Source organism: Streptomyces sp. NPDC002463, assembly GCF_042889835.1.
Lineage (GTDB): Bacteria > Actinomycetota > Actinomycetes > Streptomycetales > Streptomycetaceae > Streptomyces > Streptomyces nymphaeiformis.
In genome coordinates this window covers 43,950-58,192 of record NZ_JBIARL010000003.1, presented here as the reverse complement: position 1 = coordinate 58,192, position 14,243 = coordinate 43,950, and the positions used below count along the sequence as shown (strand labels likewise).

General features: G+C 72.8%; 16 protein-coding genes. 14 read left to right on the top strand and 2 right to left on the bottom strand.

Annotated elements, in window-relative coordinates; translation table 11 throughout:
* Positions 1 to 73: 73 nt before the first annotated feature.
* The 13 genes from ACFYX3_RS08290 to hypE all read left to right on the top strand — a co-directional run bounded on the left by ACFYX3_RS08290 (position 74) and on the right by hypE (position 12,048).
* Positions 74 to 1,858, top strand: a complete 1,785-nt coding sequence (locus ACFYX3_RS08290) for a nickel-dependent hydrogenase large subunit (protein ID WP_389009628.1) — start codon at positions 74 to 76, stop codon at positions 1,856 to 1,858.
* On the top strand, positions 1,855 to 2,412 hold the full coding sequence (locus tag ACFYX3_RS08285) for a hypothetical protein (protein ID WP_389009625.1): 558 nt from the start codon (positions 1,855 to 1,857) through the stop codon (positions 2,410 to 2,412). Before ACFYX3_RS08290 ends, ACFYX3_RS08285 begins: the two co-directional genes overlap by 4 nt.
* Positions 2,409 to 3,068 carry a DUF5947 family protein gene (locus ACFYX3_RS08280; protein ID WP_389009622.1) on the top strand — a complete coding sequence of 220 codons (660 nt, stop codon included), beginning with the start codon at positions 2,409 to 2,411 and terminating at the stop codon, positions 3,066 to 3,068. The genes ACFYX3_RS08285 and ACFYX3_RS08280 overlap by 4 nt, the downstream gene beginning before the upstream one ends.
* On the top strand, positions 3,065 to 3,703 hold the full coding sequence (locus tag ACFYX3_RS08275; protein WP_389009619.1) for a DUF6084 family protein: 639 nt from the start codon (positions 3,065 to 3,067) through the stop codon (positions 3,701 to 3,703). Before ACFYX3_RS08280 ends, ACFYX3_RS08275 begins: the two co-directional genes overlap by 4 nt.
* Positions 3,700 to 5,097: a hypothetical protein gene (locus ACFYX3_RS08270; RefSeq protein WP_389009616.1), complete on the top strand. Its 1,398-nt coding sequence runs from the start codon at positions 3,700 to 3,702 to the stop codon at positions 5,095 to 5,097. The genes ACFYX3_RS08275 and ACFYX3_RS08270 overlap by 4 nt, the downstream gene beginning before the upstream one ends.
* The gene (locus ACFYX3_RS08265) at positions 5,094 to 5,624 is read left to right on the top strand and encodes a hydrogenase maturation protease (RefSeq protein ID WP_389009613.1); all 531 of its coding nucleotides are present in this window, start codon (positions 5,094 to 5,096) and stop codon (positions 5,622 to 5,624) included. The genes ACFYX3_RS08270 and ACFYX3_RS08265 overlap by 4 nt, the downstream gene beginning before the upstream one ends.
* On the top strand, positions 5,621 to 5,761 hold the full coding sequence (locus tag ACFYX3_RS08260; protein WP_382653535.1) for a DUF6893 family small protein: 141 nt from the start codon (positions 5,621 to 5,623) through the stop codon (positions 5,759 to 5,761). Before ACFYX3_RS08265 ends, ACFYX3_RS08260 begins: the two co-directional genes overlap by 4 nt.
* A gap of 138 nt (positions 5,762 to 5,899) precedes the next feature.
* Positions 5,900 to 6,295, top strand: a complete 396-nt coding sequence (locus ACFYX3_RS08255) for a hydrogenase maturation nickel metallochaperone HypA (protein WP_376591198.1) — start codon at positions 5,900 to 5,902, stop codon at positions 6,293 to 6,295.
* A gap of 2 nt (positions 6,296 to 6,297) precedes the next feature.
* On the top strand, positions 6,298 to 6,993 hold the full coding sequence (hypB, locus tag ACFYX3_RS08250; RefSeq protein ID WP_376591196.1) for a hydrogenase nickel incorporation protein HypB: 696 nt from the start codon (positions 6,298 to 6,300) through the stop codon (positions 6,991 to 6,993).
* The gene (gene hypF / locus ACFYX3_RS08245) at positions 6,990 to 9,473 is read left to right on the top strand and encodes a carbamoyltransferase HypF (RefSeq protein WP_389009607.1); all 2,484 of its coding nucleotides are present in this window, start codon (positions 6,990 to 6,992) and stop codon (positions 9,471 to 9,473) included. The genes hypB and hypF overlap by 4 nt, the downstream gene beginning before the upstream one ends.
* 10 nt (positions 9,474 to 9,483) lie before the next feature.
* Complete coding sequence (locus tag ACFYX3_RS08240) at positions 9,484 to 9,801, top strand: HypC/HybG/HupF family hydrogenase formation chaperone (RefSeq protein WP_376591192.1); 318 nt, start codon at positions 9,484 to 9,486, stop codon at positions 9,799 to 9,801.
* A complete protein-coding gene (gene hypD / locus ACFYX3_RS08235) occupies positions 9,798 to 10,982 on the top strand; it encodes a hydrogenase formation protein HypD (RefSeq protein ID WP_376591190.1) in 1,185 nt (394 codons plus the stop codon). The genes ACFYX3_RS08240 and hypD overlap by 4 nt, the downstream gene beginning before the upstream one ends.
* Before the next feature lie 25 nt (positions 10,983 to 11,007).
* On the top strand, positions 11,008 to 12,048 hold the full coding sequence (gene hypE / locus ACFYX3_RS08230) for a hydrogenase expression/formation protein HypE (protein WP_389010524.1): 1,041 nt from the start codon (positions 11,008 to 11,010) through the stop codon (positions 12,046 to 12,048).
* A 2-nt stretch (positions 12,049 to 12,050) separates the two neighbouring features.
* On the opposite strand, the gene ACFYX3_RS08225 is transcribed toward hypE, so the two are convergent.
* Both ACFYX3_RS08225 and ACFYX3_RS08220 read right to left on the bottom strand, forming a co-directional pair.
* Positions 12,051 to 12,281 (bottom strand): hypothetical protein, encoded by a 231-nt coding sequence (locus tag ACFYX3_RS08225; protein WP_389009602.1) that lies wholly within the window; start codon positions 12,279 to 12,281, stop codon positions 12,051 to 12,053.
* A complete protein-coding gene (locus ACFYX3_RS08220) occupies positions 12,265 to 12,522 on the bottom strand; it encodes a DUF6400 family protein (RefSeq protein ID WP_389009599.1) in 258 nt (85 codons plus the stop codon). Before ACFYX3_RS08220 ends, ACFYX3_RS08225 begins: the two co-directional genes overlap by 17 nt.
* 492 nt (positions 12,523 to 13,014) lie before the next feature.
* Between ACFYX3_RS08220 and ACFYX3_RS08215 the strand changes: the two genes are divergently transcribed.
* Positions 13,015 to 14,121 (top strand): PP2C family protein-serine/threonine phosphatase, encoded by a 1,107-nt coding sequence (locus ACFYX3_RS08215; protein ID WP_389009596.1) that lies wholly within the window; start codon positions 13,015 to 13,017, stop codon positions 14,119 to 14,121.
* Positions 14,122 to 14,243: the final 122 nt, after the last annotated feature.

Sequence of the window (14,243 nt, the reverse complement as noted above, 5' to 3'; positions counted from 1 at the left end):
CACCCCTGCAGTACCCCCCATCCATCCCACTGTTCGAGTAGTCGAAGAGTTGACGAAGGGCACCACAGCGACCATGGCATCTCCTGCGAAGACGACGGGTGACGGCTCCGGCCTTGTGGAGATGGCCTGGGACCCCATCACCCGGATCGTGGGCAGCCTCGGCATCCACACGAAGATCGATTTCAAGCAGAAGCGCGTCGCGGAGTGCTACAGCACGTCCTCCGTCTTCCGCGGCTACAGCGTCTTCATGCGGGGCAAGGACCCCCGCGACGCGCACTTCATCACCAGCCGCATCTGCGGCATCTGCGGTGACAACCACGCCACCTGCTCCGTGTACGCGCAGAACATGGCGTACGGCGTGAAGCCGCCGCACCTCGGTGAGTGGATCATCAACCTCGGCGAGTCCGCGGAGTACATGTTCGACCACAACATCTTCCAGGAGAACCTGGTCGGGGTCGACTACTGCGAGAAGATGGTCCGCGAGACCAACCCCGGCGTCCTGGAGCTGGCCGAGCGCACCGAGGCGCCGCACGCCGCCGAGCACGGCTACCGCACGATCGCGGACATCATGCGCTCCCTCAACCCCCTCGAAGGCGAGTTCTACCGCGAGGCGCTCCAGGTCAGCCGCTACACCCGGGAGATGTTCTGCCTCATGGAGGGGCGGCACGTCCACCCCTCCACCCTCTACCCCGGCGGTGTCGGCACGGTCGCGTCCGTGCAGCTGTTCACCGACTACATGAGCCGCCTCATGCGCTACGTGGAGTTCATGAAGAGGGTCGTCCCCCTCCACGACGACCTCTTCGACTTCTTCTACGAGGCGCTGCCCGGCTACGAGGAGGTCGGCCGCCGCCGTGTGCTGCTCGGCTGCTGGGGAGCGCTCAACGACCCCGAGCACTGCGACTTCACCTACGCCAACATGACCGACTGGGGCCGGCGGATGTTCGTCACCCCCGGTGTCGTCGTCGACGGCAAGCTGGTGACCAACGACCTCACCGAGATCAACCTCGGCATCCGCATCCTGCTCGGCAGCTCGTACTACGAGGACTGGCAGGGCCAGGAGCAGTTCGTCACCCACGATCCGCTGGGCAACCCGGTCGACCCGCGCCACCCGTGGAACCAGCACACGATCCCGGCCCCGCAGAAGCGCAACTTCGACGACAAGTACAGCTGGGTCATGTCCCCGCGCTGGTTCGACGGCAAGGACCACCTGGCCCTGGACACCGGTGGCGGCCCCATCGCCCGCCTGTGGTCCACCGCGCTCTCCGGCCTCGTCGACATCGGCTACGTCAAGGCCACCGGACACAGCGTCGTCATCAACCTCCCGCGGACGATGACCAAGCCGGAGACCACCTTCGAGTGGAAGATCCCGAAGTGGAGCAACGCCCTGGAGCGCAACCGCGCCCGGACCTACTTCCAGGCGTACGCGGCCGCCGTCGCCCTGCACTGCGCCGAGAAGGGCCTGGAGGAGGTCCGCGCCGGACGCACGCAGACGTGGGAGAAGTTCGACGTGCCGGACGAGTCCATCGGCGTCGGCTTCACCGAGGCCGTACGGGGTGTCCTCTCGCACCACATGGTCATCAGGGACGGGAAGATCGCCAACTACCACCCCTACCCGCCGACGCCGTGGAACGCCTCCACGCGGGACACGTTCGGGACCCCCGGTCCGTACGAGGACGCGGTGCAGAACACCCCGATCTTCGAGGAGAACACGCCCGAGAACTTCAAGGGCATCGACATCATGCGCGCCGTGCGCAGCTTCGACCCCTGTCTGCCGTGCGGCGTCCACATGTACACGGGAAACGGCAGGACCGTGAAGCAGATGCACGTGCCCACCGGCCTGAGCGGTCTGGCCGGATGAGCGCGACCACCGCCGAACAGGCGGGCCGGCGGGTCGAGGAGGTCCTGGACCGGCTGGCCGAGAGCGGCGACGCCGAGGCCTGCGCCGCCGCCGAGGAAGTCGTCCGCGTCCTCATGGAGTTCTACGGCAGCGGCATCGCCCGCGTCGTCGAGCTCCTCGGGCGCCCCGCCGCCCGTCCGCCCGCCGACCCGCTGGGCCCGCTGCTCGCGGACGAACTCGTCGCGAGCCTCCTCAACCTGCACGGACTGCACCCCGAGGACGCGCAGACCCGTATCGCCCGCGCCCTGTCCGCCCTGCCGCAGCCCGTGGAGAACGCCGGATTCGATCCGGCGACGGGCGTGCTGCGGCTGCGGGTCACCGCCTCGACCGGCTGCGGCTGCTCCGGCACCCAGGAGTCCGTCCGGCAGGCGGCCGCGGACGCCCTCGCCTGCTTCGCCCCCGAGGTGACCGGCGTGGAGCTGGAGAGCCGCACCCCGCGTGAACCGGCGCTGCTCCAGATCGGCACCCGTCCGTCGCCCGCGGGCGCGGACGGCCGTTCGTCGGCCGCCCTGTGAACGGGCCGCCGAACAGCGCCGTGCGGCCCCCGGCGACCACCGGTCTGCGCCGGTTCACCACTCCCCGCCCACCCCGCGAGGAGCGCTGCGAACTGTGCGGCGCCCCGCTGGCGGCCGAGGAGCGTCACCCGCATCTCGTCGACACGGACAAGCGGGCCCTGGTCTGCGCCTGCGGCCCGTGCGCGCAGCTCATGGACCGCTCCGCAGCCTCCCCGGGGCGGTTCCGGGCGGTCCCCGGCCGATTCCTCGGCGACCCCGACCACCGGATCGACGACCGGGCCTGGGAGTCGCTGCGGATCCCGGTCTCGGTCGCGTTCTTCTTCCGCAACTCCGCCCTCGACCGGCCGGTGGCGTTCTACCCGAGCCCCGCCGGCGCCACCGAGAGCGAACCGGACGAAGGGGCCTGGCGGTCGGTACTCGACGCCACTCGGCTCGGCGCCCTCCTCGAACCCGACGTCGAGGCCCTGCTGCTGCGCCGCCACGAGGGCCGCACCGAGTGCTTCCTCGTCCCGGTCGACCTCTGCTACGAACTGGTGGGCCGCATGCGCCTGCGCTGGCAGGGCTTCGACGGAGGCGCGGAGGCGCGGGCGGACCTCGACGACCTGTTCGCCCGCGTCCGCGGTCTGGCCCGCGAGCCGCAGGGGAGTCGGCCGTGACCGAGTTCTCCTTCAGCTGCACCGACGTCCGCGCCGACGCCTACGCGGCCGGACCCACGCTCGTGTTCCGGCTGCGGATCACCGCCACCGGCGGCACCCGGGTCCACGCCATGGCCCTGCGCTGCCAGATCCGCGTCGAACCCGCCCGGCGCGGCTACGACGACCACGAGGCCGAGGCCCTGGGCGACCTGTTCGGCGAACGCTCCCGGTGGGGCAGCAGCCTCAACCCGGTCCAGTTCGCCCACGCCTCCGTCATGGTGCCCGGCTTCACCGACGAGATCGAGACCGACCTCGTCGTGCCGTGCACCTACGACACCGACATCGCCGCGTCCCGCTACCTCCGGGCGCTCTCCGACGGAGACGTCCCGCTGCTCCTGCTCTTCTCCGGCACCGCCTTCACCGGCGCCGGCGGCTTCCACGTCGAGCCCGTCCCCTGGGACAAGGAGGTCTCCCACCGCATGCCCGTGAAGGTGTGGAGGGAGATGATCGACCAGCACTTCCCCGGCTGCGGATGGATCCGTCTCCCCGGCGACGCCATGGACGCCCTGCTCGCCTACCGCTCACGCCGGGCCCTTCCGTCCTGGGAGGCCACCGTCGAGTCCCTGCTCGAAGCGGCGGGGGAGAGGACACGATGACCACCGTCGCCTTCACCCCCGGCACCGAGGCACGGTTCGCCGTCGCCCGGCACGTCGCCGACGCCGTCCTCTTCGAGGGGTACGTCCTCTACCCGTACCGCGCGTCCGCCGCGAAGAACCGGCTCCGCTGGCAGTTCGGGGTCCTGGTGCCGCCGTCCTGGAGCGCCGCCGCCGAGGAGCACGACTTCCAGCTCACCGAGTGCCTCATGGAGCCCAGGACCGGTGCCGAACTCGCCGTGGAGGTCCGCTTCCTGCGCGCCCAGCGGCGTACCGTCGAGGAACTGCGCAAGGACGGCACCTTCGCCCCGGTCGGCGAACTCCGGCTGACCGACCGGGTCCTGATGGCCTGGGACGAGGGCGTCGAGGAACGGGTCACGCTCGTCGTCCCCGTCGCCGAACTGCGGGGCGACGGCACCGCCCTGCCCTTCACCCGCCCCGCCGCCGAGGAGACGGAGGAGGTCACCGACACCGACGGACGCGTCCTCGGCCGACTCGTACGCCGACGCGAGGAGATCAGCGGCACCCTGAGGGTCTCGGCGGCCGAACTCGACGGCCCGTACCGGGTCGAGCGCCTCTCGGTCACGGTGGAGAACACCAGCGACTGGACCGCCGAGCGGGACACCGACCGCCACGCGGCGCTGCCGTACTCCCTCGTCGCCACGCACACGCTGCTCCGCATCGACGGCGGCTCGTTCCTGTCGATGACCGACCCGCCGGAGTGGGCGAAGGGTGCCGTCGCCGCCTGCCGCAACCTGCACACCTGGCCCGTCCTGGCCGGCGAACCCGGCCGCGACGACCTGGTGCTCTCCTCGCCGATCATCCTGGAGGACCACCCGGCCATCGCGCCCGAGAGCCCTGGCGCCCTCTACGACGCGACCGAGATCGACGAGATCCTCGCCCTGCGCACGGCCGCCCTCACCGACGAGGAGAAGCGCGAGGCCAGAGGGACCGACGCCCGCGCCGCGGCCGTGATCGAGCTGGCGGACACCATGCCGCCCGAGGTGCTCGAACGCCTCCACGGGGCGGTACGGAGCCTCCAGAGCGTCACGGAGCCCCCGAAGCAGAGCGGGAACATCCTCGAACCGGAGACGCCCTGGTGGGACCCGGGCGGCGACACCGGAGTCGATCCGGGCAGCGACCACGTCCTTGTCGACGGCCGCCCGGTCCGCGCGGGCAGCAGGGTCGTCCTGCGCCCCCGGCTGCGCCGCACGGACGCCCAGGACCTGTTCCTCGACGGGCGCAGCGCGCTGGTCGAGGCGGTCCTCCACGACGTCGACGGCGGAGTCCACATCGCGGTGACCGTGGAGGACGACCCGGGCGCCGACATCCGCCGCGAACAGGGCCGGTTCCTCTACTTCCAGCCCGACGAGGTCGAAGCCCTGGAGGACGTGTGAACGGCCCCGCGCCCGACGCCCTGGCACCCGGCACGCCCCGCACCCTCGTGGCCGGGGTGGGCAACGTCTTCCTCGGTGACGACGGCTTCGGGGTGGAGACCCTGCGGCGGCTCACCCGCGAGGAACTCCCCGCCTCCGTCGAACTGGCCGACGTCGGCGTCCGGGGCGTCCACCTCGCCTACGAACTCCTCGACGGCTGGGACACCCTCGTCCTCGTCGACGTCACCGCACGCGGCGGCGAACCGGGGACGCTCTATCTGATCGACGCCTCGGCGGCCGGCGACCGCGGCTCCGGCACGGAGCCCGCGCCGCTCGACGGCCACCGGATGACGCCCGATGCCGTCCTCGCCCTGCTCGACACCCTGTGCGCGGGAACCGGGGCCGCGCCGCCCCGGCGGATCCTCGTCGTCGGCTGCGAACCGGCCTGCCTCGACGAGGGCATCGGGCTCAGCCCGCAGGTCGCCGCGGCCGTGCCCGAGGCGGTGCGCATGGTGATCGAACTGGTCCGCCAGGAAGCCGTCGTATGAAGACCGAAACGGAGAGCACCATGCACAGGAACGTCCTCGGCGCGGCAATCGCCGCCACCGCCGCCCTGGCCGTCGTGGCCGTCGTCGTCGGAGTCCTCCCCGACCTCCGGCGCTATCTGCGCATCAGCAGGATGTGACGCACCCGCGGGTCCGGTGGCGGCGGCTGCACCGAACGGACGACACCGACGTCCGGTCCCGGCGCGCCGGGCGTGCCCCCGCCGCCCCCCGTTCTCTAATGGCGCCCGAGACCGCCCCCGCGCCCAGGACGGAGACCGATGCACGAGATGTCCCTCGCGGTCGCCGTCGTCGACCAGGTCGAGGCCGCGGCGAGGTCCCGTGGCGTCGTCGGCGTCACCAGCATCGAGCTGGACGTGGGCGAGCTGGCCGGCGTCGTCGCCGACGCCCTCGCGTTCTGCTTCGAACTCGCCTGCGCCGGAACCGTCCTGGAAGGTGCCGAGCTGATCACCCGTACCGTCCCGGGCACCGCGCGCTGCGGACCGTGCGCCGCGGACTGGGCGGTCGGCATGCCGCCCCGGTTGCTCTGCCCCCGCTGCGGCGCCGCGGCCGGTGAACTGCTCTCCGGCCGTGAACTGCAGATCCGGGAGGTCCGCTGGGCCTGCCCCGACACGCCGCACGAGCGACGTCGCCAACCGATCACCGAGGAGAGCTGAGCATGTGCCGAGCCGTCGACCTCCAGCGCGCCGTCCTCGCCAGGAACGAGGCAGCGGCACACATCCTGCGCACCGAGCTGAACGCCCGCGGGACCACCGTGATCAACCTGCTCTCCAGCCCCGGCAGCGGGAAGACCGCCCTGCTGGAGCGCGAACTGACCCTCGCCGGCGAACGGGGCGTCGCCGCCGCCGCGCTCACCGCCGACCTGGCCACCGAGAACGACGCCCGCCGCCTGGCCCGCTCGGGCGCCCCCGTCAAGCAGGTGCTCACCGACGGCCTGTGCCATCTGGAGGCCGACATGGTCGCCCGGCACCTGCACGACTGGCTGCCCGAGTCGGTCCGGCTGCTGTTCGTCGAGAACGTCGGCAACCTCGTCTGCCCCGCCGGCTACGACCTGGGGGAGTCCCTCCGCGTGGTCCTCGCCTCGGTCACCGAGGGCGAGGACAAGCCGCTCAAGTACCCCACCGCGTTCGGCCTCGCCCAGCTGGTGATCGTCACCAAGACCGACATGGCCGAGGCCGCGGAGTTCGACGAGAAGGCCTTCCGCGCCCATGTGGAGCAGGTCAACCCCGGCGTCGAGGTCGTCCTCAGCTCGGTGCGTGACGGCCGGGGCGTCGGCACGCTGCTCGACCGGGCCCTCGCGGTGGCCGAGGGGAACAGCGTCCACACCCCGGCGATGGCACAGGCCGGCGCGTGACCACGGCGCGGCCCGGGCCCGCCCCCGTCACCGTCCCGCGGCGCAGCCGCGTGGTCGTCCGCGGTGTCGTGCAGGGCGTGGGCTTCCGGCCGTTCGTCTACGCCCTCGCCACCGGTCTGCGGCTGTCCGGCCACGTCACCAACACCGCGGAAGGCGTCGTCGCGGAGGTCGAGGGCGACCCCGCGGACGTCGCGTCCTTCTGCGCCCGGCTCGCGCCCGACGCCCCGCCCCTGGCCCGGGTGGAGTCGGTCGAGGCGGCCGAGGTGACCGCGAGCGGCGGCAGCGGCTTCACGATCGTGCCCTCCCGCCACGGCGGCGCCGTCCGCACCCTCGTCCCGCCGGACACCGCCACCTGCGACGACTGCCTCGCGGAGCTCGCGGACCCGGCCGACCGGCGGTACCTGCACCCCTTCATCACGTGCACGAACTGCGGCCCGCGGTTCACGATCGTCACGGGACTGCCGTACGACCGGGTCCACACCACCATGGCCGGCTTCCCGATGTGTGCGGACTGCGCCCGGGAGTACGCGGACCCGGCCGACCGGCGCTTCCACGCGCAGCCCGTCGCCTGCCCCCGCTGCGGCCCCCGACTGCGGCTGGTCACGGCGCCTGTGCGCCCCGGCCCTTCCGGTCCGGCTGCGGCTTCCGGCCCCGACCGGAACCCTCCGGCCCCGGGCCCCGGCCAGGCCGACGCCGGTCGCGACCCCGGCGCCGACCCGGTCGTCGCCGCGCGCGCGATGCTGGCCTCCGGCGCGATCCTCGCCGTCAAAGGCCTCGGCGGCTACCACCTGGCGTGCGACGCGACGAACCCCGACGCCGTGGCCGAACTGCGCCGCCGCAAGGCGCGCGGTGACAAACCGTTCGCGATGATGGCCGCGGACCTCGCCGACATCGAACCCCTCGCCCACCTCGGCCCGCTCGAACGCGAACTCCTCACCGGCGCCGTCCGGCCCGTCGTCCTCCTGCGCCGCCGCGCCGAGGCCCGGCCGCGCCCCGGGGCCGCGCCGGCGCCGGAGGTCGCGCCGGGCAGCCCGGACCTCGGCTTCCTGCTTCCGTACACCCCGGTGCACCACCTCCTCCTCGGCCTCGGCACGACCGACCCGGAAGGAGGCCCCCGGCTGCTGGTGATGACCAGCGGCAACCGCTCGGGGGAACCCATCGTCACGGACGACGCGGAGGCCCTGACCCGGCTCGCCGGCCTCGCGGACGCCTGGTTGCTGCACGACCGGCCGATCCACGTTCCCTGCGACGACTCCGTCGTCCGCGTCTGCGACGGCGAGCAGCTGACGTTGCGCCGCTCCCGGGGCTATGCGCCGCTGCCGGTCGAGTTGCCCGTCGAGGTCGCCCCCGCCCTCGCCGTCGGAGGGGACCTGAAGAACACCTTCTGCCTCGGCGACGGACGCCAGGCCTGGCTCTCCGCCCACATCGGCGACATGGACGACCTCGCCACCCAGGCCGCCCTCGCCTCCGCCGAGCGGCAGATGGAGTCCGTCACCGGCGTGCGGCCGGGACTGCTCGCCGCCGACCGCCACCCCGCCTACCGGTCCACGCGCTGGGCCCGCGAACACGCTGCGGGACGGCCCGTGGTCGCCGTACAGCACCACCACGCGCATGTCGCGGCGGCGATGGCCGAGAACGGTCTCGACGGTACCCGCCCCGTGATCGGTGTGGCCTTCGACGGCACCGGCTACGGTCTCGACGGCACCGTGTGGGGCGGCGAGTTCCTCCTCGCGGACTACGCCGGGTTCCGGCGGTTCGCCCACCTGGCCGACGTCCCCCTGCCGGGCGGTGACGCGGCGGTACGCCGGCCCTACCGCATGGCCCTGTCCCACCTGTGGGCCGCGGGCCTCGCCGCCGATCGCTCCCTGCCCTGCACGCGCGCCTGCGCGCCTGGAGAACTACCCGTGCTGGAGCGGCAGTTGGAGCGCGATCTGAACTGCGTGCCGACCTCCAGCATGGGGCGCCTCTTCGACGCCGTCTCCTCCCTCGCGGGGGTCTGCCAGCACGCGGGGTACGAGGCACAGGCCGCGATCGAGCTGGAGGCGGCGGCCCTGCGCGCACCCGCCGCGGCCGAGGACCCGCGCTACGCCTTCCGGCTCGACCCGCCGCGACCCGGAGACCCGCACACGGCCGACCCCGCGCCCCTTCTGGCGGCGGTGGCCGCCGACGTGCTGGACGGGACCCCCGCGGCCGTCGTCGCGGCCCGGTTCCACCACGCGGTGGCCCGGCTGGTGCGGACGGTCTGCGCCGCCGCCCGCGGCGAGACCGGAGTGGAGACCGTCGCCCTGACCGGGGGAGTGTTCGCCAACGCGATGCTCTCCTCGGCCTGTGCCCGAGGACTGGGGGAGGACGGTTTCACCGTCCTGCGTCACCGGCGGATTCCGCCGAACGACGGCGGACTGGCCCTCGGCCAGCTCGTCGTGGCCGCCCGGACCACGGACCGGGCGGACCCCGGCACTCCGCGACGAGAGCGACAGTGAGGAGACACACATGTGCCTGGCGGTACCCGGAAGAGTGCTGGACGTCGAGGACCGCGACGGCACCCGGATGGCCACGGTCGACTTCGGCGGCGTGGTCAAGGAGGTGTGCCTGGAGTACCTGCCGGACCTGAAGCCCGGTGAGTACGCCATCGTGCACGTCGGCTTCGCCCTCCAGAAGCTCGACGAGGAGTCGGCCCGGCGGACGCTGGAGCTGTTCGAGACCCTCGGCCTGCTCCAGGAGGAGTTCGGAGACCCGTGGGAGGCCGCAGAGGCCGCGGGAAGCGAGTGGCAGGCGCAGGACGACATCCGCGGAGAGGTACGGCCGTGAAGTACATCGACGAATTCCAGAACCCTGATCTCGCGATCCGGCTGCTCGACGAGATCCGTGCGACGGTGACCCGCCCCTGGGCGCTGATGGAAGTCTGCGGTGGCCAGACCCACAGCATCATCCGGCACGGCATCGACCAGCTGCTGCCGTCCGGGATCGAGCTGATCCACGGTCCGGGCTGCCCGGTCTGCGTCACCCCGCTGGAGATGATCGACAAGGCCCTGGAGATCGCCTCCCGGCCCGGGGTGATCTTCTGCTCCTTCGGCGACATGCTCCGCGTCCCCGGCACGGGCCGCGACCTCTTCCAGGTCCGCGGGCAGGGCGGCGACGTCAGAGTGGTCTACTCCCCGCTGGACGCGCTGAGGATCGCCGAGCAGAACCCGGACCGCGAGGTGGTGTTCTTCGGCATCGGCTTCGAGACCACCGCGCCGCCCAACGCGATGACCGTCCATCAGGCGCGCAAGCGGAACATCCGCAACTTCAGCCTGCTCGTGTCGCACGTCCGCGTCCCCCCGGCGATCGACGCGATCATGCGGTCCCCGGACTGTCGCGTCCAGGGCTTCCTCGCCGCAGGCCACGTCTGCAGCGTGATGGGCACGGCCGAGTACCCGGAGCTCGCACGCCGCCACCGGGTGCCGATCGTGGTCACCGGATTCGAGCCGCTGGACATCCTGGAAGGCGTACGCAGGACCGTGCTGCAGCTGGAGCGAGGCGAGCACACGGTCGAGAACGCCTATCAGCGCGCCGTACCGGCCGAGGGCAATCCGGCGGCACAGGCGATGCTGAGCGACGTCTTCGAGATCACCGACCGGGCCTGGCGCGGCATCGGCGTCATCCCGGACAGCGGCTGGCGCCTCTCCGAGCGTTACCGCGACCACGACGCCGAGTACCGCTTCTCCGTCGCGGGAATCGACACCCGCGAGCCCGCCGAGTGCCGCAGCGGCGAAGTGCTCCAAGGCCTGCTGAAACCGAACCAGTGCGAGGCGTTCGGCACCACCTGCACGCCCCGCACCCCGCTCGGCGCCACGATGGTGTCCAGCGAGGGCGCCTGCGCCGCCTACTACCTCTACCGGCGGCTCGACGCGGGAACCCCCGGACAGCGGCCTCCCGCGCCGGCGGGCGCGGCCTCCGGCACCCCGTCCCCGGTCACCGCCTCCCTGGAGGGCAGCCCCCTTGCCTGACGTCAGCACCACCCCGGCACCCGACATGCTCGCCTGGACCTGCCCGGCGCCCCTGCGCGACCACCCGCGCATCGTCATGGGCCATGGCGGCGGCGGAGCACTGTCCGCCGAGCTGATCGAGCACGTCTTCGCGCCCGCCTACGGCGGGCCGGCCCTCGCCCACACCGCCGACGCGGCCGAGATCCGGGTCGGCGGCGCCCGCCTGGCGTTCTCCACGGACTCCTTCGTGGTCCGCCCCCTGTTCTTCCCCGGCGGCAGCATCGGCGACCTCGCCGTCAACGGCACCGTGAACGACCTCGCCATGAGCGGCGCCCGGGCGAGCCACCTCTCCTGTGGGTTCATCCTGGAGGAAGGCGTCGAGACCGACGTCGTCGCCCGCGTCGCGCAGGCCCTCGGCGCGGCGGCGCGCGCGGCCGGCGTCCAGGTCGTCACCGGTGACACCAAGGTCGTGGAGGCCGGCCACGGCGACGGCGTCTACATCAACACCTCGGGGGTCGGGCTGATCCCCGACGGAGTCGACCTGCGCCCTCAACGGGTGGTGCCGGGAGACGTGGTGATCGTGAGCGGCCCGATCGGCATGCACGGCGTGGCGATCATGAGCGTACGGGAGGGCCTCGAGTTCGGTGTCGAGATCACGAGCGACTGCGCACCGCTCGGCGGCCTCGTCGAGGCGATGCTCGGCGTCACGCGGGACCTGCACGTGCTGCGCGACCCCACGCGCGGGGGACTGGCCGCCTCGCTGAACGAGATCGCGGCGGCGTCGGGCACGGGCGTCGTCGTCCAGGAGCGTGCCGTCCCGGTCCCCGAAGCGGTCGGCAACGCCTGCGCGGTGCTCGGACTCGACCCCATGTACGTCGCCAACGAGGGCAAGCTCGTGGCCTTCGTCCCGCGTGACCACGCCGACGAGGTACTGGCCGCGATGCGCGCCCACCCCGTGGGCGCCGAGGCAGCGGTGATCGGCGAGGCGGTCGAGGCCCATCCGGGCATGGTGGTGGCCCGCACCGGACTCGGCGGGACCCGCATCGTGGACATGCCGCTCGGGGAGCAGCTGCCGCGGATCTGCTGAGCTCAGTCCCGGCGGCCGAGTCGCTCGCGGGAGGTGTCCAGGGTCCACATGTGGGTGCAGTTCGGGCACTGCAGGTGGACCCGGGGCCCCTTGTTCGCGATCAGGTAGCGCCAGTGGCTCCGGCAGTTTCGGCGGTCCAGGCAGGTCCCGTACTCCCGGGCGTCGTCGCAGCCGGGGCACGCGACCCAGGCCCGCCGGGCCGGGTCGGCGTGGGGATCAAGCGGAAGACGCACGGCCCGGCACCTCCCCGGGCAGCACACCGGCCGCGACCAGCATCGAGTGAAGCTTCTGCTGCTCCTCGTCCAAGCCCGAGTACAGCAGGGCGTGCGCCGCCTCCTCCTCACGCAGAACGGCCACGGGGTCCCAGTCGGGCCCGAGGGCCGCCACGACTTCGGCACGCCGGCGTGCCTCCTCGACGGTGAGGTCGATGCTGAAGCCGACGAGGTCGGCACGAGGGCCGGGGACGTGGTTCATGGGTGGGGCTTTCGGGAGGAATCGAACACGTACGCCACCACGTCTACCAGAGCGCACGATGCGTACGGAAGTGCCCGACCTTCCTTCGAAGGCCCCTGTGGCGCACCTCATGCCGAACGGGCAGGGGCGCTGGTCGACGGCGCCACGGCCGGCACGGCAGGCGGCATCGAGGCGGTGGGTCTCGCGGCCGATACCCGACCGCTTTCGGCAGCCGAAGGCCGCGCGGGCGGAGTCCCGTCCGAATCCGCATGCGGCCCGGCCCGGGGACCAGCAGGGGGCGCATGCGCCCCGTTCCACCTGTCAGTACCTGGTGAAGGCCGTCCGCCGGGCCGCCGCCGACGCGGGCCGCGACCGTCCCCGGTCACCGTGTGCGTCGCCGCCCCGCGTACGTGGGGCGGCGACCTGGCCCACGCGCGCGAGCGGCTGCGGTCACCACAGCCGCGCCGACTGCCGTGGAGTGCGCGGTGCAGGCCGACGTAGGAGCCTGGTGGTGTGGTGGAGCCGAGGAATGCGGCGACGGGTGGGCACCGGCGGAGCTGGCTGCGAGGGGCTCCGCCGCCCCGCTGGGTGCGGGTCCTGCCCGTGCTGCTGCTCGTCGGGGTCGGAGCGGCCTCGCTCACCGACTCCGTTCCGCTGGACATCGGCTTCCTGCTCGGCGCGGTGCCTCCGCTGGCCGTCCTGGCCTACGGGCCGTCGGCCACCGCCTTGCTCGGCGCCGCGACGATCGTGCTGCTGACCGTTCCCCTCTTCCATCTGAACCGGCCCGGCAACACCGACGTCTTCACCCTCGGCTTCGTCGCGACCCTGAGCGTCTTCGTCTCCTTCGTCCGCGGGCGCCGGGACGAGCAGCTCGACCTGGAACGTACCGTCGCCGAGACGGCCCAGCGGGCCATCGTCCCGGACGTGCGGCAGCGGGTCGGGGCCGTCCGCTGTGCGAGCCTGTACCGCGCCGCCGAGCGAGGCACGCTGGTGGGAGGCGACTTCTTCGACGTCCGGCCCGGCCCCCACGGGGTGCGGGCGGTCCTCGGCGACGTGCAGGGACACGGTCTGTCGGCTGTCGCGACGGTCGCCTCCGTCATGGGGGCGTTCCGCGAGGCCGTACTGGACGATGTGGACGCGGAGTCGATCGCGGCGCGGCTGGATCGCAGGCTCGTGGTCGACTCGGCGCGGACGGAGCACGCGGAACTCTTCGCCACGGCCGTCCTCCTGGACTTCGCGCCGCATGGGCGGGAGGTCCGGGTCCTGGCCTGTGGCCATCCGCCGCCGGTCCTGCTGCGCGGGGGAGCCGTGAGCACCCTGGAACTCGACCCCGGACCGCCCCTGGGACTGGGCCTCGCCGACGTCATCATGCCCGGCACCGCCACCACCTTGTCGCTGCTGCCCGGGGACCGCCTGCTCCTGGCGTCGGACGGTGTCGTGGAGGCGCGGGACGCATCCGGCGCCTTCTACCCCTTCGTCGAGCGGATGACCCGTATGACCGGTGTCGGCCTGGACCGGCTGCCCGACGAGATCTGGGCCGACCTGAGCCGCTTCGCCCCCAGGATCCAGGACGACGTCACCCTCCTGGTCCTCACCTTGGACACCTCCGGGCCGGGCTGACAAGACAGAGCCCGGCGCCGCGACCCACCGGCGGAGATCCCCGGCACCGAGTCGCGGCGCGTGCACCTTGCCGACCGGGATCGCTGAGCGCAAGGCCCGAGCTCGACTCGTTCTGAAACGAT